At 28.0% G+C, this 26,026-nt stretch carries 24 protein-coding genes; 11 read left to right on the top strand and 13 right to left on the bottom strand.

Annotated elements, in window-relative coordinates; genetic code table 11:
• Window positions 1-4: 4 nt before the first annotated feature.
• The 9 genes from FYJ27_RS04290 (at window position 5) to FYJ27_RS04250 (ending at window position 7,705) form a co-directional block, all read left to right on the top strand.
• Complete coding sequence (locus FYJ27_RS04290; RefSeq protein WP_154483610.1) at window positions 5-256, top strand: hypothetical protein; 252 nt, start codon at window positions 5-7, stop codon at window positions 254-256.
• A gap of 6 nt (window positions 257-262) precedes the next feature.
• Window positions 263-919: an AAA family ATPase gene (locus tag FYJ27_RS04285; RefSeq protein WP_154483608.1), complete on the top strand. Its 657-nt coding sequence runs from the start codon at window positions 263-265 to the stop codon at window positions 917-919.
• Window positions 920-1,093: 174 nt separating this feature from the next.
• A complete protein-coding gene (gene rny / locus FYJ27_RS04280; protein ID WP_326831034.1) occupies window positions 1,094-2,623 on the top strand; it encodes a ribonuclease Y in 1,530 nt (509 codons plus the stop codon).
• A 152-nt stretch (window positions 2,624-2,775) separates the two neighbouring features.
• Window positions 2,776-3,036, top strand: coding sequence for a stage V sporulation protein S (locus FYJ27_RS04275; RefSeq protein ID WP_042681832.1), 261 nt, complete (start codon window positions 2,776-2,778; stop codon window positions 3,034-3,036).
• Between the two features lie 181 nt (window positions 3,037-3,217).
• Complete coding sequence (locus FYJ27_RS04270) at window positions 3,218-3,478, top strand: stage V sporulation protein S (RefSeq protein WP_154483606.1); 261 nt, start codon at window positions 3,218-3,220, stop codon at window positions 3,476-3,478.
• Window positions 3,479-3,567: 89 nt separating this feature from the next.
• Window positions 3,568-4,398: a PHP domain-containing protein gene (locus FYJ27_RS04265; protein ID WP_154483604.1), complete on the top strand. Its 831-nt coding sequence runs from the start codon at window positions 3,568-3,570 to the stop codon at window positions 4,396-4,398.
• A complete protein-coding gene (locus FYJ27_RS04260; protein ID WP_154483602.1) occupies window positions 4,385-4,768 on the top strand; it encodes a PadR family transcriptional regulator in 384 nt (127 codons plus the stop codon). Before FYJ27_RS04265 ends, FYJ27_RS04260 begins: the two co-directional genes overlap by 14 nt.
• A gap of 93 nt (window positions 4,769-4,861) precedes the next feature.
• Window positions 4,862-6,058: a pyridoxal phosphate-dependent aminotransferase gene (locus tag FYJ27_RS04255; RefSeq protein ID WP_154483600.1), complete on the top strand. Its 1,197-nt coding sequence runs from the start codon at window positions 4,862-4,864 to the stop codon at window positions 6,056-6,058.
• Window positions 6,059-6,718: 660 nt separating this feature from the next.
• Window positions 6,719-7,705 (top strand): tyrosine recombinase XerC, encoded by a 987-nt coding sequence (locus FYJ27_RS04250; RefSeq protein WP_226808613.1) that lies wholly within the window; start codon window positions 6,719-6,721, stop codon window positions 7,703-7,705.
• Here FYJ27_RS04250 and FYJ27_RS04245 read toward each other — a convergent pair.
• Complete coding sequence (locus FYJ27_RS04245) at window positions 7,702-8,016, bottom strand: LysM peptidoglycan-binding domain-containing protein (RefSeq protein ID WP_154483596.1); 315 nt, start codon at window positions 8,014-8,016, stop codon at window positions 7,702-7,704. The genes FYJ27_RS04250 and FYJ27_RS04245 overlap by 4 nt on opposite strands.
• Before the next feature lie 197 nt (window positions 8,017-8,213).
• Here FYJ27_RS04245 and lexA point away from each other — a divergent pair, with 197 nt between their 5' ends.
• A complete protein-coding gene (gene lexA / locus FYJ27_RS04240; RefSeq protein WP_154483594.1) occupies window positions 8,214-8,834 on the top strand; it encodes a transcriptional repressor LexA in 621 nt (206 codons plus the stop codon).
• A 12-nt stretch (window positions 8,835-8,846) separates the two neighbouring features.
• Here lexA and FYJ27_RS04235 read toward each other — a convergent pair whose 3' ends face one another.
• From FYJ27_RS04235 to miaB, 6 genes are all read right to left on the bottom strand, one after another.
• Window positions 8,847-10,157 (bottom strand): methionine gamma-lyase family protein, encoded by a 1,311-nt coding sequence (locus tag FYJ27_RS04235; RefSeq protein ID WP_154483592.1) that lies wholly within the window; start codon window positions 10,155-10,157, stop codon window positions 8,847-8,849.
• A 67-nt stretch (window positions 10,158-10,224) separates the two neighbouring features.
• On the bottom strand, window positions 10,225-10,464 hold the full coding sequence (hfq, locus tag FYJ27_RS04230) for an RNA chaperone Hfq (RefSeq protein WP_226808218.1): 240 nt from the start codon (window positions 10,462-10,464) through the stop codon (window positions 10,225-10,227).
• Between the two features lie 13 nt (window positions 10,465-10,477).
• On the bottom strand, window positions 10,478-11,431 hold the full coding sequence (gene miaA, locus FYJ27_RS04225) for a tRNA (adenosine(37)-N6)-dimethylallyltransferase MiaA (protein WP_154483590.1): 954 nt from the start codon (window positions 11,429-11,431) through the stop codon (window positions 10,478-10,480).
• Between the two features lie 18 nt (window positions 11,432-11,449).
• Window positions 11,450-13,321: a DNA mismatch repair endonuclease MutL gene (gene mutL / locus FYJ27_RS04220; RefSeq protein WP_154483588.1), complete on the bottom strand. Its 1,872-nt coding sequence runs from the start codon at window positions 13,319-13,321 to the stop codon at window positions 11,450-11,452.
• A gap of 12 nt (window positions 13,322-13,333) precedes the next feature.
• Window positions 13,334-15,964 carry a DNA mismatch repair protein MutS gene (gene mutS, locus FYJ27_RS04215; protein WP_154483586.1) on the bottom strand — a complete coding sequence of 877 codons (2,631 nt, stop codon included), beginning with the start codon at window positions 15,962-15,964 and terminating at the stop codon, window positions 13,334-13,336.
• Between the two features lie 29 nt (window positions 15,965-15,993).
• Window positions 15,994-17,355, bottom strand: coding sequence for a tRNA (N6-isopentenyl adenosine(37)-C2)-methylthiotransferase MiaB (miaB, locus tag FYJ27_RS04210; RefSeq protein ID WP_154483584.1), 1,362 nt, complete (start codon window positions 17,353-17,355; stop codon window positions 15,994-15,996).
• A 288-nt stretch (window positions 17,356-17,643) separates the two neighbouring features.
• Between miaB and FYJ27_RS04205 the strand changes: the two genes are divergently transcribed.
• Window positions 17,644-18,837 (top strand): pyridoxal phosphate-dependent aminotransferase, encoded by a 1,194-nt coding sequence (locus tag FYJ27_RS04205; RefSeq protein ID WP_154483582.1) that lies wholly within the window; start codon window positions 17,644-17,646, stop codon window positions 18,835-18,837.
• A 355-nt stretch (window positions 18,838-19,192) separates the two neighbouring features.
• Here the strand turns inward: FYJ27_RS04205 and FYJ27_RS04200 are convergent, their stop codons facing one another.
• The 6 genes from FYJ27_RS04200 to FYJ27_RS04175 form a co-directional block, all read right to left on the bottom strand.
• Window positions 19,193-19,813 carry a MerR family transcriptional regulator gene (locus FYJ27_RS04200; RefSeq protein WP_154483580.1) on the bottom strand — a complete coding sequence of 207 codons (621 nt, stop codon included), beginning with the start codon at window positions 19,811-19,813 and terminating at the stop codon, window positions 19,193-19,195.
• A gap of 185 nt (window positions 19,814-19,998) precedes the next feature.
• A complete protein-coding gene (locus FYJ27_RS04195; RefSeq protein WP_154483578.1) occupies window positions 19,999-20,991 on the bottom strand; it encodes a M42 family metallopeptidase in 993 nt (330 codons plus the stop codon).
• Window positions 20,992-22,011, bottom strand: a complete 1,020-nt coding sequence (locus tag FYJ27_RS04190; RefSeq protein WP_154483576.1) for a M42 family metallopeptidase — start codon at window positions 22,009-22,011, stop codon at window positions 20,992-20,994. It lies immediately after the preceding gene.
• Window positions 22,002-23,063 carry a M42 family metallopeptidase gene (locus tag FYJ27_RS04185; protein ID WP_154483574.1) on the bottom strand — a complete coding sequence of 354 codons (1,062 nt, stop codon included), beginning with the start codon at window positions 23,061-23,063 and terminating at the stop codon, window positions 22,002-22,004. Before FYJ27_RS04185 ends, FYJ27_RS04190 begins: the two co-directional genes overlap by 10 nt.
• A 42-nt stretch (window positions 23,064-23,105) precedes the next feature.
• The gene (locus tag FYJ27_RS04180) at window positions 23,106-23,891 is read right to left on the bottom strand and encodes a CheR family methyltransferase (protein ID WP_154483572.1); all 786 of its coding nucleotides are present in this window, start codon (window positions 23,889-23,891) and stop codon (window positions 23,106-23,108) included.
• Between the two features lie 167 nt (window positions 23,892-24,058).
• Window positions 24,059-26,017 carry a bifunctional 4-hydroxy-3-methylbut-2-enyl diphosphate reductase/30S ribosomal protein S1 gene (locus FYJ27_RS04175; protein ID WP_154483570.1) on the bottom strand — a complete coding sequence of 653 codons (1,959 nt, stop codon included), beginning with the start codon at window positions 26,015-26,017 and terminating at the stop codon, window positions 24,059-24,061.
• Between the last annotated feature and the right edge of the window lie 9 nt (window positions 26,018-26,026).

Raw genomic sequence — 26,026 nt, 5'->3', positions numbered from 1 at the left:
AGAAATGACTAATTATGAAAAAGAACTAGGTGTGTTAAAAAAAGATCTTGAAAAAGCTAAGTCTTTAAAATATAAAGCAGAAGCAAGATTGGAACAATTAAACAAGCAACAAGAAGAAATTATTGAAGAATTAAAAGAATTAGGAGTTAATCCTAATGAATTAGATGAAGAGATTGAAAAATTAACTAAAGAAATAAATGATTTGTTTAAACAAGCTAATGAAATGTTACCAAAAGATATATTAGAAAAGAAGTGATGGACAATGATTGGAAATTATTCGGATTTAGAAAACAAAATAGAATATATGAATAACTTTTTATCAAGAGAGTCTGGAAAAAGAGATAAAATTTTAGAGCAAATAAAAGATATTTCTGCAGATATATCTACTATTAGTAAAAATGTAGAAGTATTGGAAAAAGTCAATATATTACTTCAAAAAACTTCTGAATATGCAAGGGAACAAGCAAAAAAACAAATTGAAGTTATAGTTTCTAATTGTCTTCAATATATATTTGACTCTAATATGGAATTTATAATTGAGATTGAAGAATTATACGGGAAACCTAATGCTGAATTTTATGTTATTACAAAAGAAGGAAAAAACATCATAAAAACTAAGCCAGAGCTTTCTAGAGGAGGAGGCGTAGTAGATATAATTTCTTTAGCGCTTAGGATTTCCTTTCTTCAGGTGCATAAACCACTTATACAGGGACCATTAATATTAGATGAACCTGCTAAACATGTTAGTGAAGATTTCATTTTTAATGTTGCAGATTTTCTAAAAAGAACTTCTGAAATGTTTGATAGGCAAATTATAATGGTAACTCATAATAATCATTTATCATCAGTTAGTACAAACTCTTATAGAGTTCAATTAAAAGGAACAGAAAGTAAAGTAGAGAAAGTCACTCCCAATTAATTACTTGACATACCTATATAAAAGTAATAAAATAAAATCGTGTGCAAGTTATATCAATACGTAAATGTAGACTCTATAAACCGAGACTACTCGGTTTGTATTTTTATCATGAATCATTTAATTGAGAATGTGGTATGGAACTTGAAAAGTTAATAGAAATGGAGGTGCTGTGTTATTGACCCAATTAAACTAATTATAAGTGCTGCTATAGGAATTATCGTTGGTTTTTATATAAGAAAGACTATAGCCGAAGGTAAAATTAATAATGCAGAGAAAATAGCAGAGAAAATAGTAAGTGATGGAAAGAGAGAAGTAGAAACTAAGAAAAAGGAAGTTCTTCTTGAAGCCAAAGAAGAAATCCATATTCTAAGAAATGATATTGAGAAAGAAAACAGAGAAAGAAGAAATGAGCTTCAAAGATTAGAAAGAAGATTAGTTAATAGAGAAGAGACCATAGATAGAAAAAGTGAGTCTTTAGAAAAAAAAGAGGAACTTATAGCTAGAAAGGCTAGAGAGTTAAAACAAAAAGAAAGTTTAATAGAAGAACTCTACGATAAGCAAGTTGAAGAACTTGAAAGATTGTCTGGATTAACTTCTGAAGAAGCAAAAGAACTTTTACTAAGTGATATAAAGAAAGAAATTGTTCATGAATCTGCTATAATGATTAAAGAAACAGAAAATAGAGCAAAAGAAGAAGCAGAAAAAAAAGCAAGAGCAATTATCTCTTGTGCTATTCAGAAGTGTGCTGCTGACCATGTAGCTGAAACTACCGTTACCGTTGTTCCTTTACCAAATGATGAAATGAAAGGTAGAATAATAGGAAGGGAAGGTAGAAATATTAGAACATTAGAAACATTAACTGGAATAGATCTAATAATAGACGACACTCCTGAAGCTGTAGTTTTATCTGGTTTTGATCCTATAAGAAGAGAAGTAGCTAGAATTGCTCTTGAAAAATTAATTGTAGATGGAAGAATTCATCCAGCAAGAATAGAAGAAATGGTTGATAAAGCTAAAAAAGAAGTAGATAATATTATACGTGAAGAAGGAGAACAAGCAGCTTTTGAAACTGGAGTTCATGGCTTACATCATGAGCTTATAAAGTTACTTGGTAGGCTTAAATATAGAACAAGTTATGGACAAAATGTATTGAGACATTCTATAGAAGTTTCTCATTTAGCAGGAGTCATGGCAGCTGAATTAGGTGCTGATATAAGAGTAGCTAAAAGAGCAGGTCTACTTCATGATATAGGCAAGGCTGTAGATCATGAAGTAGAAGGTCCGCATGTAGCAATTGGTGTGGATTTAGCTAGAAGATATAAAGAGTCTAAGGAAATACTTCATGCTATAGAGGCTCATCATGGTGATATTGAGCCACAAACTGTAGAAGCTGTATTAGTCCAAGCTGCCGATGCTATTTCAGCAGCTAGACCAGGTGCTAGAAGAGAAACCCTAGAGGCATATATTAAAAGACTTGAAAAACTAGAAGAAATCGCTAACTCTTTTGATGGTATAGAAAAATCTTATGCTATACAAGCAGGTCGTGAAGTGAGAATAATGGTCAAACCAGAATTAATAAATGATGATGAAATAATGCATACTGCAAGAGAAATAGTAAAGAGAATTGAAGCTGAACTTGACTATCCAGGACAAATAAAAGTAAATGTAATTAGAGAAACTAGAGCTGTAGAATATGCTAAATAGTTTGTATAAACGGAATGTTATGGTAGCTAATGAAAAAAACATATTATTTTTAAAATTTTTTCAAAAATAAAAGAGGAATTTTCTATTATTTGTAGAATAAAGAATATATATAATATATAAATAAAATAATATAGGTAGAGGGGGCTATTTTAATGGATGTATTAAAAGTATCAGCAAAATCAAGTCCAAATTCTGTTGCAGGAGCACTAGCAGGAGTTTTAAGGGAAAAAGGTGCTGCTGAAATTCAAGCTATAGGAGCAGGAGCATTAAACCAAGCTGTTAAAGCAGTTGCTATTGCTAGAGGATTTGTTGCTCCAAGTGGAATGGATCTTATTTGTATACCAGCATTTACCGACATTGAAATTGACGGTGAAGAAAGAACAGCAATGAAATTAATTGTAGAACCAAGATAGTAATGAAAAACCTGCCAAAAGGCAGGTTTTTTATATTAATAAAATTTTAAGATATAGCTTGTTTTTCAGAATTTTTATAAATATCTTATAAATAAAGGATTTTTCTATTATTTGTAGAATATATATTAGAGATGTATTTTATTTAAATAAAAATATTTTATTAAATAGGAGGCTAATTTTAATGGATGTATTAAAAGTAGCAACTAAATCAAGTCCAAATTCTGTTGCAGGAGCACTAGCAGGAGTTTTAAGAGAAAAGGGTGCTGCTGAAATTCAAGCTATAGGAGCAGGGGCATTAAACCAAGCTGTTAAAGCAGTTGCTATTGCTAGAGGATTTGTTGCTCCAAGTGGAATGGATCTTATTTGTATACCAGCATTTACCGACATTGAAATTGACGGTGAAGAAAGAACAGCAATGAAATTAATTGTAGAACCAAGATAGTAATGAAAAACCTGCCAAAAGGCAGGTTTTTTTAACTTTTAAAATGTTATACTATAAGTATCTAGTATTTTTCAAAGGAGTGTTCTTATATGATAGCAGATCTACATGTACATACGATCTACTCTGATGGACTTTTGACACCGGAACAAGTTGTAGATTTAGCAGTAAAAAAAGATTTAAAAGCTTTAGCTATTACTGATCATGATACTACATTAGGAATTTATAGAGCTATGGAAAGAAGTAAATTATATGAAAGTTTTCATATAATACCAGGTATAGAATTAAGTTGTACACATGAAGATGAAGATGTTCATATATTAGGTTATTTTATAGAATATAATTCAATTAATATAATAAATCTAACGAAAAAGCTGCAATATGAAAGAGTTATTAGGGCTAAGAAAATTATTGCAAATCTAAATAAATTAGGAATAGATATTACTTTATCAGATGTTGAAGAATTTTCAGAACAAAATGTAATTGGTAGACCTCATATTGCTAGAGCATTAATTAAAAAAGGATATGTAAAAAATATTAATCAAGCTTTTGAAAAGTTTTTAGATAAAGGGAAACCAGCTTATGTTAAAAGATATAAGCTAACTATAGAAGATGCAATAAATTTAATACATGACATTGGTGGTATAGCTATTATAGCCCATCCTGGACTTATTAAAAGGGAAGAAATAATATATTATTGTATTAAATTAGGTATTGACGGGATGGAAATAATCCATTCTAAACATTCAAGAGAGGAATTTTTAAAACTGATGGATATAGCTAATAAATATGATATGATTAAAACTGGTGGTTCAGATTGTCATGGAAAACTTGTAAATGGAAAATATTTATTAGGGGACTACTATGTAAATGTTAATAATATACCAAAAATGAAAGGAATGATTAAAGTTGTCAACTTATAGAGGTCAAAGAAATAGACAATTTCCTTCTAAAATTAGTACTACTTCTTTTGTGAAGCTATATATACTACATTTACTAAGAGAAAAAAGTTATTATGGAAATGAAATAATTGATGAAATTAAACTAAGACTTAATAACAAATGGGAACCAAGCCCTGGAATGGTATATCCATTGTTAAGAGATTTAGAAGAAGAAGGGTATGTTGTTGGATGGTGGGAAGAGCCAGATAAGCGTTCTATTAGAAGATATAGGCTTACTGATGATGGATATGAGCATTATAAAGTTATATTACTAATGTATAAGTCAGTCTTTGAAGATTCTTTATATATTATAAAAACTGTATTAAAAGATATTTACGGTATAGATGATTAATAAAAATTAATAATTTAAAAAAGGAAAAAACCTTTAAATGTAGAAATAGTAGTTATGAGAAATAAAATCGTATTAAATAATGGAGGTAGAAGCATGAATTTAAAATTATCAGAAAAAGGTTTAAAAATTTCCCCATCTTTAACTTTAGATATTACAGCAAAGGCAAAATCAATGAAAGCTAAGGGGATAGATGTAGTTAGCTTTGGAGCAGGAGAGCCGGATTTTAATACACCTGATAATATAGTTGAATCTGGAATTAATGCTATTAAACAAGGTTTAACTAGATATACTCCTGCATCTGGCATTATAGAATTGAAGGAAGCCATATGTCAAAAGTTTGAAAAAGATAATAGACTTTCGTATACACCTGAGAATATTATAATATCTAACGGAGCTAAACACTCTATATATAATGCTTTAATGGCTATTACAAATCCTAATGATGAAATAATTATATCTGTGCCTTATTGGGTAAGCTATCCAGAATTAATTAAAATTGCTGGTGGTATTCCAGTATATATAAAAACTAAAGAAGAAAATGACTTTAAATATACTATAAATGATTTAGATAATGCACTAACAAATAAAACTAAGGCAATTATATTGAATAGCCCTAATAACCCTACAGGTACTTTTTATAACGAAGAAGAATTAAAAGAAATTGCAGATTGGGCTGTAAAAAATAATGTACTTGTAATATCAGATGAAATTTATGAGAAATTAGTATATGATGGAAAAGAACATATAAGCATTGCTTCCATAAATGATGATATTAAAAAAATAGCTATCGTTATAAATGGAATGTCTAAAGCTTATGCAATGACAGGGTGGAGAATAGGATATGCAGCTGCAGATAAAAAAATCGCAAAGATTATGAGTAATATTCAGAGTCATACTACTTCAAATCCTTGTTCAATTTCTCAATATGCAAGTGTTGAAGGATTATTAGGAGATCAATCTAGTATAGTAGAAATGAAAAAACATTTTGAGGAAAGAAGAAACTTCATGGTACATACTATAAATAATATTAACGGACTAAGCTGTAAAAAACCTAAAGGTGCTTTTTATGTAATGGTTAACTTCACAAAACTTAAAGGCAAAAAAATCAAAAATGTAGAAATAAATAGTTCTTTAGATTTTGCCAATCTTTTATTAGAAGAAGGCAAGGTTGCAGTTGTTCCTGGTATTGCTTTTGGAGATGATGATTATATCAGATTATCTTATGCGACATCTATAGAAAATATTGAAAAAGGATTAAGCAGAATTAAAAAGATAGTAGAAAACAAATAAATTAATAATATAATTTATTTGTTAACTAGTTAGATTAAAAACTCTTCATAATTTAAGTTCTAAGAGGCGTTTTGTATGATTAGAATATAATTGTATGCAAGGATAGAGAGACCTCTTTAAACCTTCTGTAAGTCCCTAAAATCAAATTCGACAGTTTTCTAAAAAACCATCTAACAAATAAGCTAATTATTGAGCAAAAAACTAAAATAGATATTAATTATAAGTTTTTACAATAAGACAAGCCAGCGATAAGTTTACATAACATAATTATGTAAACTTATCGCTGGCTTGTTAATAGGAGTTTTATAGCTAAAAGAATATAGGTTAAATTAATTTCATATATCGATAGACTTTATAATTAATATATAACATATAGTGTTTAAGTATTATTCTTTCATATTTTTTACTCATGACTAAGTTTTTTCTATAATTAACTTACTATTATTTTTCTGTATGATTAGGATTGAAGTTCTAGAAACAATAGTAAGTTGTATTATATTTAGAGAAGAGATATTTAATATAGGGTTGTAAGTATTAGATTTATAAAAATAATTATATTTAAAGAAGGATTTTTAAATTATATGTAGAACTATATGATTAGTCACAAAATAAACATTTTGTGACTAATCATATGTGAAAATTATGGAAAGTGGTGATAATATGGATGATATTCCATTGATATTAGAAGATTATTTAAATTATATGGAAACAATAAGAGGCAAATCTCCAAATACAGTTAAAGAATATTTCTTTGACATAAGGATATTTCTTAGATTTTTAAAAATTAGATACAGATTAGTAGAAAAAAATACTCCTTTAGAAGAAATCGAAATATATGATATAGATATAGATTTCATTAAACGGGTTACTATACAGGACTTACATGCTTTTATTTCCTTTGTAGATAAAAATAGAGGCAATGGCAACTCTGCTAAAGCTAGAAAGGTTGCAAGTATTCGCTCATTTTTTGACTATCTCCATACAAAAATCAATCTTATAGAAAAGAATCCAGCAAATAATTTAGAGTTTCCGAAAACTGACAATAGACAACCTGTATATTTAACTTTGGAGCAAGCTAAATCTTTATTAGATACGATTAGCAATAATCCTAATGAACTATTTAGAAAAAGGGATTATGCTATTGTAACGTTGTTTTTAAATTGTGGTCTTAGACTATCAGAGTTGGTAAGTATTGATATACATAAAATTAAAGAAGATACTTTAACTGTAATAGGAAAAGGAAATAAAGAAAGAACTATATATTTAAATGATGCTTGTAAAGAAGCTCTTAATGATTATATAAAAATTAGACCTAAAGATGCAAAAGATGAGAAAGCATTATTTTTGAGTAAGAGAAAAAACAGGATTAGCACTAGAGCTGTTCAACATATGATAGATAAATATTTAGAAAAAACTGGCCTCGATCCATCTATTTACTCTACGCATAAACTTAGACATACTGCCGCTACCCTAATGTATAAATACGGTAATGTAGACATAAGAGCATTACAAGATATATTAGGACATGAAAATGTTGCTACAACTCAAATATATACACATATTGATGATGAAAGATTAAGAGAAGCTGTAAATAGTAACCCCCTTTCTCATTCTCATATTGAGAAAGAAAAAAATAAAGGTGATTAATCACCTTTATTTTTTATTGGGACTTTAATAATATCTCCTGGATATATATTTCTTTTTTCTAAATTATTAAGCTCTATTATATCTAAAACCATTTTTCTTGTGTCATAATCTTCAGGTTTATTTTCTAGTGCAATTTCCCATATAGTATCCCCTTCTTTAATTTTTACTTTATTAAATTTTTCTTCATATACACTGCTATAAGCTTTTCCATCATTTAAGAACATAGCTGTTATTAGAGCAATCATTGTTAAAATAGAAAAAATTGATAGCAAAAATCTTTTGAAATTTACTATTCTAACCTTTTTCCTCACTATAATCCCCTCCAAAACATAAGTTCGATTCCCTTAATTATTATTATAGACGAACACAGGTTCCATGTCAATACTTTTTTCCTAAAAAAGAACTCTTGTTTGAAAAGTCTTTTTCTTTATGCTATAATTAATATAATTTAGATATATGTTTGAATATAAGTATACTTTATATACTATTCTTATGTGAGGTGTTTAAATTGTATGAAGATTTAAGTCAGAAACAAATTGAAATATTATATTTTATAAAAAATGAAATTCAAAGAAAAGGCTATCCTCCTTCTGTAAGAGAAATTTGTAGTGGTGTTAGCTTAAAATCGACTTCTACTGTTCATAGCCATTTAGAAAAATTAGAGGAAAAAGGCTATATTAGAAAAGATCCAACTAAACCGAGAGCTATCGAAATTTTAGACAGAGATGAAGATTATTTATTTGCTCCTAAAAAAACTGTTGACATACCTATTATAGGAAAAGTAACTGCTGGTCAACCTATACTTGCCGTTGAAAATATACAAGAAACCTTCCCTATACCTCTAGATATAGCCGAAAAAGGCCCTATATTTATGTTAGAAATTCAAGGAGAAAGTATGATAGGTGCAGGTATACTTGATGGAGATTATGTTTTAGTTAAACAACAGAATAGTGCTGAGAATGGTGATATTATTGTTGCGTTATTAGATGATGAAGCAACAGTAAAAAGATTTTTTAAAGAAAAGAATTGTATAAGATTACAGCCAGAAAATGAAGCTATATCCCCTATATTTACAAAAGATGTTAAAATTTTAGGTAAAGTGATAGGATTATATCGAGCTATTAAATAAGGATAATCTGATTTAAATCAGATTATCCTTATTTAATAGCTCGTTTTCATATAAATTATTTAAAGATTTCATTACTCCTAATTTACAGTGTTCATAAGTAAGACCGCCTTGGTAATATGCATAATAAGGCTCTCTCATAGGAGCATCTGCGCTTAGTTCAATAGAAGAACCTTGTACAAATCCTCCAGCAGCCATTATTACTTCATCTTCATATCCAGGCATTTCTGAAGGTTCTGGTGCAAAGTAATAATCTACTGCCGAAGCACTTTGTATACCTTTACAAAATTCTACAACCCTTTCTTTACTATTAAATTCTATACCTTGTATAATATCACTTCTAAGATCATCTACATCTGGAACAACTTTAAAACCTAAGCTTTTATATACTGCGGCCATTAGCAAAGCTCCTTTTACAGCCTCTGATACAATAAGAGGCGCTAAAAATAAACCTTGTAATATATTTCTTGTCATTCCAAAAGTTAACCCACAATCTTTACCAAGTCCTGGGGCTGTACTTCTATTTGCTACTAATTCTATCAATTCTTTATTTCCTACTATATATCCTCCTGATAATGCAAGTCCTCCTCCTGGGTTTTTAATTAGAGAGCCTGCCATAATATCTGCACCTACATCTGTAGGTTCTTGTTTTTCTACAAATTCTCCATAGCAATTATCTACCATGATTATTATATCTTTGTAAACTTCTTTTATTTTTTTAATAGATCTAGCTATTTCTTCTATAGTTATAGCGTTTCTATCACTATATCCAGTAGATCTTTGTATTAAAAGTAATTTAGTTTTTTCTGTAATTGTTTCTAATACCTTATCCACATCTATATTATTATTTTTATCTAGAGGAATTTCTCTATAGGATATTCCAAATTCACTAAAGGTTCCTTTTTCCTCACCTTTTACTCCTATAACCTTTTGTAAAGTTTCATAGGGACTTCCAGTAATACATATCAATTCATCTCCAGGCCTTAATATTCCTGATAAAGTTAAAGTAATTGCATGGGTGCCAGAAGCTATTGTAGGCCTTACTAAAGCGTCTTCTGTATTAAACACATAAGAATATATCTCTTCTACTTTATCTCTTCCCATATCATCATATCCATATCCTGTAGTCCAATAAAAATCAGTAGAGCTTAATTTAGCCCTCTGCATTGCTTCTATTACTTTATATTGATTATATTCTTTAATTCTATTAATATTAAAAATTTTTTTTGCAATTAATTCCTCTTTTTCTTCTACATATTTTATAACTTCTTCTTTTAAGTCAAATTGTTTACATAAAAAATTTATTGTATCCTTTTCTATATTCATAGTCTTCACCTTTTCTAAAATATTTAAAAACAAAAGCCTCTGAGCAATCAGAGACATTTGTCTAAGCCTATTCTTCTTCATTAAATTTGTTTATATAATTAATAGACTTACTTGGTACAATTGTAGAGATAGCATGTTTATAGATAAGCTGTTGCTTACCTTCACTTTCTAATATTATTGTATAATTGTCAAATCCTTTAACATTGCCTTTCAATTGATAGCCGTTAACTAAAAAAATTGTAATATCTATACTTTCTTTTCTTGCTTTATTTAAAAAAACATCTTGTAGATTAATATTTCCTTTCACACTCTCCCCTCCTTTAGTTATTTAAATTTAATTTATAAATTATATACTTTATAATATAATTTATAATTTCATCCTTATTATTAAAATTCTCATAATCTACCCACTCAATTCTACTATCTCTCCTAAACCATGTCAGTTGTCTTTTTGCAAATCGTCTTGTATCTCTTTTAAGTAAGTTTATAGATTCATCTAAAGTCTTTTCACCATTTAAATAAAAAATAATTTCTTTATATCCTAAAGCTTTTAAAGAATTGAGATCTTTACTATAGTTCATATTCAAAATATTTTTTACTTCTTCTATCAATCCCTCTTCTATCATTTTATCTACTCTAATATTGATTCTTTGATATAACCTTTTTCTATTCATAGTTAGTCCAACCATCGCTATATCATAATTTTCATTATATTTTCTAAAATTCTTGTAATATTTTGACATAGGCTTTCCTGTTTCATTATACACTTCCAATGCACGTATTATTCTTTTTCTATCACTTATATTAATTCTATTTGTAGAATCGGGATCTATTTCTTTAAGCTTGTTATATATATATTCATTTCCATATTTATCAGCCAAATTATTGTATTTTTCTCTAAAATCATCATTTGGAGCTACATCAATAAAATTCAAATCATAAACTAAAGAATTTATATATAGTCCTGTACCTCCAACTACCATTGGGAGCTTTCCTCTACCATGGATATCTTCTATACATTTAGTAGCCATCTCTTTATAATCTGCTACAGTAAATTCTTTATCAGGATCAACTATATCTATTAAATAGTGAGGAATGCCTTCTTTTTCCTTTTCTTTAATCTTTGCAGTTCCTATATTCATATGTCTATATATTTGAGCAGAATCTGCCGAAATAATTTCTCCATTTAATTCTTTAGCTAATTTTATAGATATTTCCGTTTTACCTATGCCAGTTGGTCCTACTAATACAACTAAAGGTATCTTACTTGACATAAAAATCATCCTTCATCTTTAAATAATTCTTTTAAATTTCTTTTCCAAATCTCTTTTAGTCACTTTTATTATAATTGGCCTCCCATGCGGACATGTATAAGGACTATTTGCTTTTGCAAGTTGATTTAATAACTCTTCGATTTCTATTTTTGTGATTTTATCTCCTCCTTTTATAGCATTTGTACAGGCCATCTTCATTATTTTTTCTATTTTTACATCATAACTAGTATTTAAATTGCTTTTCATATTATCTAGTATATCAAAAAATAATTCTTTTATCTGAGGTTTTCCAAAAATTAAAGGTACACCTCGTAATGCCACACTATTTAATCCGAAGCCTTCAATTTCAAATCCTAGTTTATTAAATAAGTCTAAATTATCTTTAACAATCGAATATTCTTTGTTTGTCAATTGAATAATTTCTGGAGATAATAATCTTTGAATAGCAATATCTTCTTTTTCATATTCTTTTTTATATTGTTCATATTTAATTCTTTCATGAGCTGCATGTTGATCTATAAGATAGAAATAATCATCTACTGTATTTTCTAAAATAATATAGGTATTAAATAATATACCTACTAATTTAGTATTTTTAAATATATTTGTTAAATCTTCTTTTTTATTTATATCAGATACTTCTTCTAAACTATTTGCTCTATATTCATTAACTTCAATATTAAAACCCTTTTTATTTTGTTCTGGTTTTTTCTTGAAATAAATCGACTTAAGCATATCCTCACTACTTAAATCATCTTCTTTTATAAAATCTTTTTCATATGTTTCAGGTTCATCTAATGACTTTTCTACCTTAGTAGTGGCTAAAGTAGTATCTAAAAAATTGATTTCTTCTATATTTTCATTTTTTTTATCATTAATTTCAATCTTAGGTATAGATATAATATCTTTCAATTTCTTGTTTACTAATTGTTTTAAAGTATTATTTATTTTGTTTTGATTAGAAAATTTAATCTCTTGTTTTGTTGGATGTATATTTACATCTATTAAACTTGGTTCAATTTCAATAAATAATATAAAGATTGGAAACCTATTAATAGGTATTAGAGACTTATAGCAGTTTTCTATGATTTTAGTTAATTCAATGTTTTCTATCCATCGTCCATTTACAAATATATATTGATGTCCTCTATTTCCTCTATAAAAATCATTTTTAGATATATAACCTTGTATAGATAGATCACTATCATAATAACTTATTTCAAATAAATTATCTATAAAATCTTTACCAAGTACTGAATATATATTTGATTTTACCTGATTATTTCCAGGAGTTTTTAATATTACTTTGCTATCTTTAATATACTTAAAAGAAATGCCAGGGTTACCCAATGCTAACTTATAAATCACATCACTTATATGGTTTGACTCTACTAAATCACTTTTTAAAAATTTCTTTCTTACAGGAGTATTATAAAATAAATCCTTTGCTATCATTGTAGTACCTTCTGGACATCCAATTGGTTCTTTTTTTATAATTTTACCTTCTTCTAAAAACACCCTTATACCTTTATTAGAACTTATATTACGAGTCAAAGTTTCCATCATACAAGTTGTAGAAATACTTGCCAATGCCTCTCCTCTAAATCCTAATGAATGTATATTTAGTAGGTCTTCAGCAACTGAAATCTTACTAGTAGAATGTCTTAGAAAAGCAAATTCTACCTCATCTTCATTCATTCCTATACCATCATCTGTAACACGTATATATGTTTTACCCCCATTTTTAATTTCTATAACGATATTAGATGCTCCTGCATCTATTGAATTTTCAATTAATTCTTTCACAATAGAAGCTGGCCTTTCAATAATTTCACCAGCTGCAATCTTAGCAATAGTAGCTTCATCTAAAATCTTTATTTTATTGTTCATGTTCTCCTCTCCTTAGAGGTCTTTAGCTTCCTCAACTATATTATATAGTATATTCATAGCATCCATTGGTGTCAATTTAATCACATCTAAATTTTTTAATTTATTTATAAGATTTTCACCTTTATACTGAAATAAATCTAATTGTTCCAATTCTTCTTCCCTTATTTTATTATTAACTTCATCCTTAACTTCCACAGAATTTTTTACTTCCTTATTACCTTCAATACTGTCTAAAATTTCACCTGCTCTATTTATAATATCTTTATTTATTCCAGCAAGTCTAGCTACTTCTATACCATAACTTTTATTTGTGCTGCCTTTATCTATCTTCCTTAGAAAAGTAATTTCTTCGCCTTTTTCTTCAATTAAAATTGTATAGTTTTTTATTCCTTCAAGCTTGCCTTCTAATTGAGTTAATTCATGATAGTGAGTAGCAAATAGTGTTTTAGCTTTAATGTTCTCGTTAATATACTCAATTACAGCCCAAGCAATACTTAAGCCATCAAAAGTACTTGTTCCTCTACCTACTTCATCTAGTATAATAAGACTATTTTCGGTTGCATTTTGAATAATATTAGAAACTTCATTCATCTCCACCATAAAAGTACTTTCACCTTGAGCCAAATTATCAGAAGCACCAATTCTGGTAAATATTCTATCCACTATTCCAATATTTCCTGATTCTGCAGGTATAAAGCTACCTACTTGAGCCATTAAGGTTATTAATGCTACCTGTCTCATATATGTGGATTTACCAGCCATATTAGGGCCTGTAATAAGCATAGTTCTGTTTTTATTTGTATCTAAGTAGGTATCATTAGCTACAAATGTATTTTCCTCTAACATCTTTTCTACTACAGGATGCCTACCATTTTTTATATCTATAATTCCGTCATCATTCAAATCAGGCTTTACATAATCATTTTTATAGGCTACCTGAGCAAAAGAATTTAGCACATCAATTTTAGATACTATTTTACTTACTTTTTGTATTCTCTCAATTTCATTTTTTATTTTATTCCTGATTTCTACAAAAATATTGTATTCTAAATCTACCATTCTTTCTTCTGCACCTAAAATTTTAGCTTCCATTTCCTTTAATTCAGGTATAAAATATCTTTCTGAATTGGCTAGAGTTTGTTTTCTAATATAATTTTCAGGAACTAATTTTAAATAGGATTTTGATACTTCAATAAAATAGCCAAAAACCCTATTGAAGCTAACTTTTAATGTTTTTATCCCTGTTTTTTTCTTTTCTCTTTCTTCTAAATTTGCTAACCACTCTTTTCCTTTTATGGCTGCCTCCCTAAATTCTTTTAATTCTTCGTTAAACTCAGTTTTAATAATTCCTCCTTCTCTTACTGAAATAGGAGGTTCTTCTACTATAGAATCATTAATTAAATGGAAAATATCATCTAATGTATCAATCTTACTACCTATATCTATTAATCTTTTACTTCCTGAATTAGTTAGTATTTTTTTCAATTTTGGTAATGAGTTTAATGAATTTTTTAATGAAATTAAGTCTCTAGCGTTACAGCTTCCATAAGTAATCTTGCCCATGATTCTCTCTAAATCATAAATATTTTTTAAAGCCTCTTTTACCTCATCCATAAGTATAATATCTTCAACAAAGTTTTCCACTATTTCAAGTCTATATTCAATTTTTTCTTTAGTTAACAAAGGTTGTTCTAGCCATTTTTTTAAAAGTCTTCCACCCATTGCTGTTGAGGTATCGTCTAGAAGCCACATAAGAGAACCTTTCTTTTCTTTCCCTCTAATTGTTTCATTTATTTCTAAATTAACCCTTGTATTAATATCTAAGAACATATAGTTTTTAACCGAATAAAGAAAAATCTTATTTATATGCTCTAAACTAGTTTTTTGAGTATCAAATAGATAAGATAACAATATACATATAGAGATTATAGAATAATCTTTATTATCAAGGTTAAATTTTTTAATTGAACCATTGCCGAAATGGCTTTCTATCTTATCTTTACAATCATTTAAATTAAATCTAGTTTCTTTATATACTTCTATATGTGGATTTATATTATTTTCTATTATCTTCATTGCTTTTTCATTTTGAAACAATCTTTCACTTATCATTAATTCAGATGGTGAAATTTTACCTAATTCATCAATTACAAAACTTAAGCTATCATTAATATTTCCAAAATATTGGGTTGTATAAAATTCTCCAGTAGAAATATCTACATAAGATACTCCTGCTCCCCTATTCCCTATATATACACTTGAAAGAAAATTATTAGACTTTTCATCTAAGGCTTTTAAATCAGTAATAGTTCCTGGTGTAATAACCCTAATTACATCTCTTTCAACAATCCCTTTTGCCACTGAAGGGTCTTCCAATTGCTCACAAATAGCTACTTTATAACCTTTTTTTATAAGCTTTGAAATATATGAATCAGCAGCATGATAAGGTACACCACACATAGGTGCTTTCTTTTTATTTCCAATTTCTCTTTGAGTCAATGTAATTTCTAGTTCTTTAGATGCTAGAACAGCATCATCAAAAAACATTTCATAAAAATCACCAAGCCTGAAGAATAATATACAATCTTTATATTTGTTTTTTATATTCATATACTGTTTCATCATTGGTGTTAAATCTTTCAAAATAAATCCCTCCACTATAAAAAAAGGCTTTAAACTATATGGCCTTCTAATGTGAAAGTTTTTACATTAGTAATTTTCACATCTACAAAAGTTCCAATTAATTCTTTATTGCCTTTAAAATGAACTAACTTACTAGAATCAGTTCTTCCACTTAATACAGTTTCATCATTTTTACTTATATCTTCAACTAATACTTTTACAGTTTGACCTATATAACTACTATTAATTTCATAAGATATAGGATACAAAGTATCTAAAAGCCTTTGAAATCTTTTATGTTTTATATCTTCAGGAACTTGTTCTTCTTGCTTTGCAGCAATAGTACCTTCTCTCTTAGAGTATAAAAATGTATATGCTGAATCGTATCTAACTTTTTTTACTAAATCTAAAGTTTCTTCAAAATCTTCTTCTGTTTCTCCAGGAAAACCTACAATTATATCTGTAGTTAGTGCAATATCTGGTATTTCAGTTTTGATTTTTTTAACAAGTTCTAAATAGTTTTCTTTAGTATATTTTCTATTCATATTCTTTAATATTTTATCACTACCTGATTGAACTGGCAAATGTAGATGTTTACATACCTTATCACAATCTCTCATAGCATATATAAGTTCATCAGATAAATCTTTAGGATGGGATGTCATAAACCTTATTCGTTCAATACCTTCAATCTTATTTATATCTCTCAATAATTGAGCAAAAGTATATGGATTCTTAAGATTTTTTCCATAAGAATTGACATTTTGACCTAGAAGAGTGATTTCTTTATATCCTTTTTCAGCTAATGTTTCTATTTCTTTTAGTATGCTTTCTGGTTTCCTACTTTTTTCTCTCCCTCTAGTATAAGGGACTATACAATAGGTACAAAAATTATTGCACCCATACATTATATTAACAAAAGCTTTAAAATCATATTTTCTATGAGAATCTATGCTTTCCACAATCTCACGACTTTCTTCAACTATATCTACTACGGTTTCCCCAGTTTGTAGGTGATTATTTATAAGTTGAGGTAATTTGTGTATATTATTTGTACCAAATATTATGTCTACATGTTTAAATTTATCCATTATAAAGTTTCTTACACTTTCTTGTTGACTCATACATCCACATACTGCTATAGTAAGGTCTGGTTTTTCTCTTTTAAGTGCTTTTAATGCTCCAAGTTGTCCATAGACTTTTAAATCTGCATTTTCCCTTACAGAACATGTATTGAATATAATTAAATTACTTTCTTCTTTGTTAATAGCAGGAGAATATCCCATATTTTCTAGTATCCATGCTATTTCTTCTGAGTCATGTTCATTCATTTGACATCCATAAGTAAAAATCATATACTTTTTGCCTTTTCCTATATCATTAATATTTTCAAATTTATTTTCAAATTTCATTTTAAATACCTCCAAATTTCTTTCTTCTCTTCTTTTGATTTTATCCACATTATTATATCATATTTATAGAGTCATTATAAATTTTCTTGTCAATATTAATAAAAGTAATAATACCATGCTATTATTTGCTTTTACTTTATGATATTATATAGATAAAGGTTAAGCACAAATATTATAAGTCAAATTTGATCTCTTAAGTAGCACATATCTTCAAAAGAGACCAATATTAGGATTGGCTATATATAATAACTAATTCTACAATAACCAATTTTAAGGAGGAGATTTTTTATGAATTTTTCTAAAAGAATTGAGGTTATGCAAGAATCCCCTATTAGAAAATTAGTGCCTATAGCACAAGAGGCTAAATCTAAAGGGAAGAAAGTCTATCATTTAAACATAGGACAACCTGATATTAAAACTCCTGTAGAATTTTTTGAAGCTATTAAAGAATTTGACGAAGAAGTTTTAGCATACGCGCCATCTCAAGGTACTCCAGAACTTATAGATGCTATTAGAAGATATTATGAAAAATACAATATTAACTTTGATAAAGATGAAATTCTTGTAACAAATGGTGGAAGTGAAGCTCTAATATTTTCCCTCTTAGCTGTATGTGACCATGGTGAAGAAGTTTTAGTACCAGAACCTTTCTACACAAATTATAACGGATTTGGAAATATGACTGGTGTTAATGTTGTACCTATTACAACAAAGGCGGAAAACGGTTTCCATTTACCTGAAAAGACTGAAATAGAAAAGCTTATTACTCCAAAAACTAAAGCAATAATGTTCTCAAACCCAGGAAATCCAACTGGAACAATTTATACAAAAGAAGAAATGTACATGTTAGAAGAAATAGCTAAAGAACATAATTTATTTATAATTGCAGATGAAGTTTATAGAGAATTTGTTTATGACGGATTAGAATATATGAGCTTTGCTAATTTAAAAGATATTTCTGATAGGGTTATTTTAACAGATAGTGTTTCAAAACGATTTAGTGCCTGCGGTGCTAGAATTGGTTGTATCGCCTCTAAGAACAAAGATTTAATGAAGCAAATATTAAAGCTATGCCAAGGTAGACTTTGTGTAGCTACTATTGAACAAGTTGGAGCTGCTAACTTTATTAATGTGGCCGATGAATATATTGAAGAAACAAAAGAAGAGTATAGAAGAAGAAGAGATGTTGTCTATGGTGCATTAAAAGAAATGGATGGGGTGGTTTGTGAACAGCCTCATGGTGCTTTTTATAATATTGCTAAATTGCCAGTAAAGGATGCTGAAAAGTTTGTTATATGGTTATTAAGGGAGTTTGACATTGACAACGAAACCGTTATGTTAGCACCTGCTGAAGGATTTTATGCAACTGAAGGTTTAGGGAGAGATGAAGTAAGAATATCTTACTGTTTAAATGTAGAAGATCTTAAAAAAGCTATGGGAATCCTAAAAGAAGCATTAAAAGTTTATCCTGATAAAAAATAGTATAAAAAAATGAGTAGGTATTTATCTACTCATTTTTTTATACTTAATATTCCTGAGCCAATGATCGTTCATATAGTTCACATTTGGCGAAATCACAGAATCCTTGAATATTGTTTATACAGCTTACCGCTCCACATTTTCTTAACACTATATTAGATTTTAATTTAGTGTTTTTATTTGGCTTTTTACCCATATACCTCTTCCCCTTTTTCCTTTTACAAAATCATATCATGTATTTAATAAAAATTCAATAGTATTTTCAGAATCTTGCAACTTGTCCTACAAATTATTGCATTTTCCTATTTTAATGTATAAACAATAAGGATTATAAAGTAATCGTTATATGTTTAATAAATTATATTTTCTTAGAGCCAAATATTTTTTTGAAAAAACCTTTATTAGAAGATTCCATTCTCTTAACTTTTTCTTTTAATCCTGCCACTTCATAAGATTTTTCTTTTACCTTCAATTTTAGTTTAGCATTTTCACAAATTAGAACATCTCTTTCCTTACTAGTTAATTCTTTTCTCAATTGTTCAATCTCATTTTTTAGTCCCATAATTAATTTATCTCCATTTTCTTGATTAAAATTTAAAATAACTTTTATTTCTTCAGTAAGTTTTGAGGTAATTACTTGACTTAATTCATTACTGATTTCTTGTGATAAATTATTAACATCAATTTTTTGCAATCCGTATGTTGTTGTAGTTACTGCCTCTTCTTGATTATTAGCAAGAATTTCAGGAGATTTTATTATTAATTTAATTTGTTTATTGCTAAAACCTTTTTCTTGTAATGACTTTATATATTGAAGTAATTCTATTTCTTTATAAGTGTAATATCTGTGATTAGAATCATTTCTTGGAATATCAAGCTCAAACTCTTTTTCATAATACCTTAAAACATGCGGAGGATAATCAGTTATTTTAGATACTTCAGAAATAGTATGTTCTTTTTCTAAATCTATATCTGCCATATATTCCGCCCCCTTAATATTATTACCCTATATAATACTATTCTTTAAAAAGTTCTTATTTCCTTTTTATATAATAGATGTTTTTTAGTTCATTTATTGACATAATAAATTATATAAATGTATCTAATTTAGCTATTTTGTCAAATAGGGTAAAAAAATAGGGACTGATGATTCAGTCCCTATTTTTAAATAGTTTTTTCCAACAATTTTACTAATAAATCTACAGAATAATTAATATCTTTTTTAGAAGACATTTCTACAGTTGAATGAACATATCTAGTAGGTATAGAAATTGCGCCAGTAGGAATTCCTTCTCTAGTTAAATGAATGGCTCCAGAATCTGTACCTCCAAATTCTAAAACTTCCATTTGGTAAGGTATACTATTTTCTTCTGCAACTTCAGCCATAAGTTCTCTTACCTTAGGATGAGTAAGTATAGAATTATCTTTTACTTTAATAGCTGTCCCTTTATTTAATGAAACAGCAAATCTTTTGGCTTTTGGAGTATCACCACTTGAAGTAACATCAATTGCAATGCCTAAATCTGGATTTATTTTATAAGCAGAAGTCCTAGCTCCTCTAAGACCAACTTCTTCTTGAACAGTAAATACAAAATATAAATCATTGTCACTATTTTTCACTCTTTTTAGAGTTTCTATAAGGACAAAACATCCTATTCTGTCATCTAAGCATTTTGAAAAAATCACATTATCATTTTCAGAAAAGCCTGATTCATAAACACAAATATCTCCTATGCTTACTTTTTTCTCTGCTTCTTCTTTATTTAGTACTCCAATATCTATGAACATATTTTCAAGTTTTAATTTTCCTATATTATCTACAGGTTCTGCAAATATTACTCCAACAGTTCCATTTTTAAAAATAACTTTTTGACCAAGAGATAGTACAGGGGAAATTCCTCCTATATTTGTAAATCTTAAAAATCCTTTATCATCAATATCTGTTACCATAAGTCCTATTTGATCCATATGAGCTGCAAGCATTATTTTTTTACCTTTTCCTTTTTTTCTAGCTATTAAATTTCCCAGTGAATCTATTTCAACTTCGTCTACAAAATCTTTAATTTCATCTTTTATAAATTCTCTAATATTGTTTTCATCACCTGATGGTGAATATATATTTACTAGCTTTTTTGCTAATTCACTATTAAAGTTCATTTAAAAATCCCCCTTTTCAATTTCACTTAATATAAATTTTAAGAGTTTATAGGTATTTTTATAATCTTCTTTTGCCATAACTGATATAGGTGAGTGTATGTATCTACATGGTACTGATATAGTTGCTGTAGTGGAACCACTTTTAGCCTGGTGTATTTTTCCCGAATCATTTCCTCCAAAGCTAGTTTTTCTAAATTGATAAGGTATACCATTTTTTTCTGCAATATTAACTATATATTTTCTGAAATCAATATTAAATAATGTAGTTCTATCTAACAAAGAGATAGCAGGTCCTTGTTTTAATTTAGTAGGAATTAAATGTTCCTCAGTATCTAGATCATCTGAACAAAGAGTTCCTTCTAAAATTATACTGATTTCAGGTTCTACAGTATAAGCAGCCGGACCAGCTCCTACTAAACCAACTTCTTCCATTACAGTGAATACAGCATAAAAGCTTAAATCTGTATTAGATTTGAGTAAATCTATAAGAAGATTACATCCCACCCTATTATCCAAAGCTTTTGCTTTTATCAAGTCATTTCCAAACTCTACATATTCACTATAAAATGTTACATAATCTCCTATAGAAACCAAACCTTCTGCTTCTTCTTTACTGTTAACGCCTATATCAATATAAAGTTGGTCTAAACTTAATGTTTTTAGACGTTCCTCTTTTTTTTGCAAGTGTATTGGCTTAGCTCCTATAACGCCTGGTATTTCTTTCTTACCTACTTTTACAGGTTTAGATACAAGAATTCTATGATCAATTCCTCCAACAGTTGTAAACTTTAAAAGACCAGAATCATTTATGCCGGTTATAATAAAACCTACTTCGTCCATATGGGCAGTTATCATTAATCTTGGTGAGTCTTTTCTTCCTTTTTTATAAGCAATAATATTACCTATTTTATCTACTTGTATATTATCTACATATTCCTTTATTTCTTCAATAATTATATCTCTAACTTCTTTTTCGTTTCCTGAAACACCAGAAGCTTCAGTTAATTTTTTTAGTAGCATAATAACCCCCCCAAATTTTCATTTGAAATTGAAGCTACAAAAAATGCAAGTAATTTTGCCGTATTTTCTATATCTTTTAAATCTATGACCTCAACTGAAGTATGCATATATCTTAAAGGAATAGAAATACATAATGTAGGTATTCCTTGTCTAGTAATTTGGATGGCTCTTGCGTCTGTTCCAGTTGGTCCAGGTTCTACTTCTAATTGAAATGGTATATTATATTCCTTAGCTATCTCTACTAATTTCTTCCTAAGACCTGGATGAATATTGCCTCCTAAAGTAATTCCTGGACCTTTTCCCATATCTAAAGTGTCTTCTTTTGGAAGTTCAGGCGTAGAACCAAAACCTACATCTATTGCAATGCCTATATCTGGGTTAATACTATATGCACTTGTAGTAGCTCCTCTACAACCTACTTCTTCTTGAACAGTAGAGACAAAATATATATCAGAATAATGATTAAGTTTATGTAATTTTTTAATACATTCATATAATGCAACTACTCCAGCCCTATCATCTAAAGCTTTACCCGATACTTTATTACCTTGTAATTTAATTAAATTTCTTTTGATAGTGATACTATCTCCTATTTTTATAAGTTCTAAAATGTCTTCTTTTTTTAAACCTAAATCGATATACATATTTTCTAATTTAACTGGATTATTTCTTTCAGACTCTTCTTGTAAATGTGGAGGTTTTGCACCTATTATACCAAATAAATCTTTTTTTCCATGGACTAAGACTTCCTGTCCTAGAAGGGTTCTAGGATCTATTCCTCCAATTGTTGCAAATCTTAAAAGACCGTCTTTTTCAATATCTGTAACTATTAAACCAATTTCATCCATATGTGCTGCAAGCATAATTTTAATTCTATTTTTATTTTTATTTAAATTGCCTTTTTTTATAGCTATCACATTACCAAGATTATCAGTTTCTATTTCATCAGAATATTTGTTAAACTCAGAAATAATTTTATCTTTAATTCTGTATTCATAACCAGAAACTCCATTGGAATTAGATAAAATTTCAATAAATTCTTTTGAATTCATTAAGCGTACCCCCTTTTTGATAATATTATATCATAACTTGAATTAATTAGACTCCCTAATTTTTTTATAAAAAAAAGTTTTAACAGGCTCAAAATTATGCTTATTAGGCAATATTATTTGTTCAGTACTACCAACGAACAATATTCCTTCATCTGATAAGCTATTATGAAACTTTTTATATAATAATTCTTTTCCAGCTTCAGTAAAATATATCATTACATTTCTGCACATAATTAAGTCTACATTTTTAGTAAAGGAATCTTTTAATAAATCTATTTTTTTAAATGTTACACATTGTTTTATTTCATCTTTAATCTTATATGTATTTTGTAAAGGTGTAAAATATTTTCTTTTAAATTCTTTAGGTAAGTTTTCTAATGATTTTTTATTATAGATACCAATTTTAGCTTTATTTATGGCTTCTAAGTCTATATCTGTTGCTAAAACATTTATATCTTTCAAATCAAAAAACTTGCTCAATAACATTACTATTGAATATGGTTCTTCTCCTGTAGAACAAGCACTACTCCATATTTTAGGAGGGTTGTCCCATTTTTTTATAAAAGTTGGAATAATATCATCCTCTAAAACTTTCCACTGATTTGGATTTCTGTAAAATTCCGAAACATTTATAGTGAGATAATTTACAAATTCATTTAATAGATTTTCATCTTTTTTTAAACCTATTAAATAATCATCAAAATCTTTAAAATCATTTCTAGCAAGCAAAGAGGTTATTCTTCTTTTCATTTGCTTTTCCTTATATAAATTTAAATTAATGCCTATTAATTTCTCTACTTCTTGTTTAAATATTTCATATTTATCCATAGATAAACCCCTTTCCAGTATTGTGTATATCTAACATTTTAGCAATAAAAAAGAACTGTGGCAAATAAAGCCACAGATTAATGTAAAGGGGGTCTTGATGTATTTTGTGAGGTCATTTAATATCTTTGACAAATTAATTTTTTTTATACATTATCCCCAAACTTTTTTTATTTATTTTTCATTCTTTCCTCTATTGTACTATCAATTTCTTTATTTTCTATAATATATTCATCTTTGTCTTCTTCCAATGCTTCTTTAATACTAAGGCTAATACGTTCTTTTTCTTCATCTATGTCCATAATTTTAACTTTAACTTTTTCTCCAACCTTTAATTTGTCAGAAGGTCTGTTTACATGTTCATTAGAAATTTGAGATATATGAACTAAACCATCTACACCTGAATCTAATCTTACAAATGCCCCGAAATCTAATAAATTGACAATTTCACCTTTAACAATATCTCCAACTTTACAACTATCCATAAATACATCCCAAGGTCTAGGTAAAATTTGTTTTAAACCTAAAGAAATTCTATTATTTTCTCTATTGAAATCTAAAACCTCGACTTTAATTTTTTCTCCTTCGCTTACTACTTCAGAAGGATGTTTAATCTTATTCCAAGACAAATCTGAAATATGAACTAAACCATCAATGCCACCTATATCTACAAAAGCACCAAAGTTTGTAATTCGTTTTACTTCTCCTTCTATAATATTACCTATTTCAAGACTGTCCCATACTTTATTTTTTATTTCCTCTATTTCTTCTTTTTCTATTTCTTTTCTAGATAATATTATTTTATTTTTATTTCTATTAAAATCTATTATCTTTGCTAAAAGAGTTTTTCCTTTATATTCATCTAAGTTTCTAACATACTTTACAGATAATAAGGAAGCAGGTATAAAACCTCTTAATCCATTAACTGATGCTATAACACCACCTTTAACTACTTCTATAACTTTGCATTCTACTTTTTCTTGATTTTCATAGATTTTTTCAACTTCATCCCAATTTTTAACATCTTCTACTCTTTTACTTGATAATACAACATTTCCTTCACCATCATCTAATTTAATTACATAGACATCAACTTCATCTCCTTCTTTAAAAAGCTCTTTAGGAGAAATATTGGGATCATTTGAAAGCTCTGTTCTTTCTATAATACCATCAGACTTATAGCCTACATTTACCATCACTTCATTGTCTGTAACAAGAATAACATTTCCCTTAACAATACTTCCACGTTGTAAATAAACCATTGAATCTTCTATGGCTTTCATCATTTCATCATTATTTATATTTTCCATTTTTTCAATTACCTCCTTAATAATCCAATCAGGTGTTGAAGCACCTGCTGTTAATCCTATTGCTTCATATTTTGAAAGTTCTTTAAAAGATAAATCATTAACCGTTTCAATATGGTATACATTTTGACAGTATTTTTTGCTAATTTCTACTAATTTATTTGTATTTGAACTATGATATCCGCCAATTACTATCATTGCTTCAACTTTTTTGGCAACTTCTTTGCAAGAACTTTGTCTTAAATTAGTAGCATTGCATATAGTATTAAATATTTCTACATTACTCGATTTTTGTGAAACTATTTTTGATAATGTATTAAATTTATCCAAAGTATTTGTTGTTTGAGAAACTATACAGATTTTATTTAAATTAGGTAAGTTTGTTGCTTCATCCTCAGTATTAATAACTATACCTTCATTATTACACCATCCATTTATACCTATAACTTCTGGATGATCTTTATCTCCAATAATAACAATCTTATAACCTTTTCTCCAATATTCATTTACTTTTTTATGAATACTTTTAACATAAGGACATGTACAGTCAATCAATTCTAAATCCATTTTACTAATTTTTTCATATATTTCATAAGGAATTCCATGGGATCTTACAATAACTTTACCATTTTCTATCTCATCAATTGAATTAGCTACTCTAAGGCCTAATCTATTTAGTTTATCAACTGCTTGTCTATTATGTATAAGAGGTCCTAAAGAATGAATAGAATCATTGTTTTCATTCAATACTTCCATGCTCATATCCATAGCTCTTTTCACACCAAAACAAAAACCTGCATTATCAGCTATAATAATTTTCAATTCTATATC

It is taken from the genome of Anaerosalibacter bizertensis, assembly GCF_009696605.1.
Taxonomy (GTDB): Bacteria; Bacillota; Clostridia; order Tissierellales; family Sporanaerobacteraceae; genus Anaerosalibacter; species Anaerosalibacter bizertensis.
This window is presented reverse-complemented; position numbering and strand designations above follow the sequence as displayed.

Coding starts and splice junctions, on each gene's coding strand:
- FYJ27_RS04270 (WP_154483606.1), top strand. CDS start 3,218: ATGGATGTATTAAAAGTAGCAACTAAATCAAGTCCAAATTCTGTTGCA.
- FYJ27_RS04190 (WP_154483576.1), bottom strand. CDS start 22,011: ATGCTACTAAAAAAATTAACTGAAGCTTCTGGTGTTTCAGGAAACGAA.
- FYJ27_RS04250 (WP_226808613.1), top strand. CDS start 6,719: ATGGATGATATTCCATTGATATTAGAAGATTATTTAAATTATATGGAA.
- FYJ27_RS04235 (WP_154483592.1), bottom strand. CDS start 10,157: ATGAATATAGAAAAGGATACAATAAATTTTTTATGTAAACAATTTGAC.
- FYJ27_RS04290 (WP_154483610.1), top strand. CDS start 5: ATGACTAATTATGAAAAAGAACTAGGTGTGTTAAAAAAAGATCTTGAA.
- mutL (WP_154483588.1), bottom strand. CDS start 13,321: ATGAACAATAAAATAAAGATTTTAGATGAAGCTACTATTGCTAAGATT.
- FYJ27_RS04255 (WP_154483600.1), top strand. CDS start 4,862: ATGAATTTAAAATTATCAGAAAAAGGTTTAAAAATTTCCCCATCTTTA.
- FYJ27_RS04275 (WP_042681832.1), top strand. CDS start 2,776: ATGGATGTATTAAAAGTATCAGCAAAATCAAGTCCAAATTCTGTTGCA.
- FYJ27_RS04265 (WP_154483604.1), top strand. CDS start 3,568: ATGATAGCAGATCTACATGTACATACGATCTACTCTGATGGACTTTTG.
- FYJ27_RS04185 (WP_154483574.1), bottom strand. CDS start 23,063: ATGAATTCAAAAGAATTTATTGAAATTTTATCTAATTCCAATGGAGTT.
- FYJ27_RS04205 (WP_154483582.1), top strand. CDS start 17,644: ATGAATTTTTCTAAAAGAATTGAGGTTATGCAAGAATCCCCTATTAGA.
- miaB (WP_154483584.1), bottom strand. CDS start 17,355: ATGAAATTTGAAAATAAATTTGAAAATATTAATGATATAGGAAAAGGC.
- FYJ27_RS04200 (WP_154483580.1), bottom strand. CDS start 19,813: ATGGCAGATATAGATTTAGAAAAAGAACATACTATTTCTGAAGTATCT.
- FYJ27_RS04180 (WP_154483572.1), bottom strand. CDS start 23,891: ATGGATAAATATGAAATATTTAAACAAGAAGTAGAGAAATTAATAGGC.
- FYJ27_RS04285 (WP_154483608.1), top strand. CDS start 263: ATGATTGGAAATTATTCGGATTTAGAAAACAAAATAGAATATATGAAT.
- miaA (WP_154483590.1), bottom strand. CDS start 11,431: ATGTCAAGTAAGATACCTTTAGTTGTATTAGTAGGACCAACTGGCATA.
- FYJ27_RS04195 (WP_154483578.1), bottom strand. CDS start 20,991: ATGAACTTTAATAGTGAATTAGCAAAAAAGCTAGTAAATATATATTCA.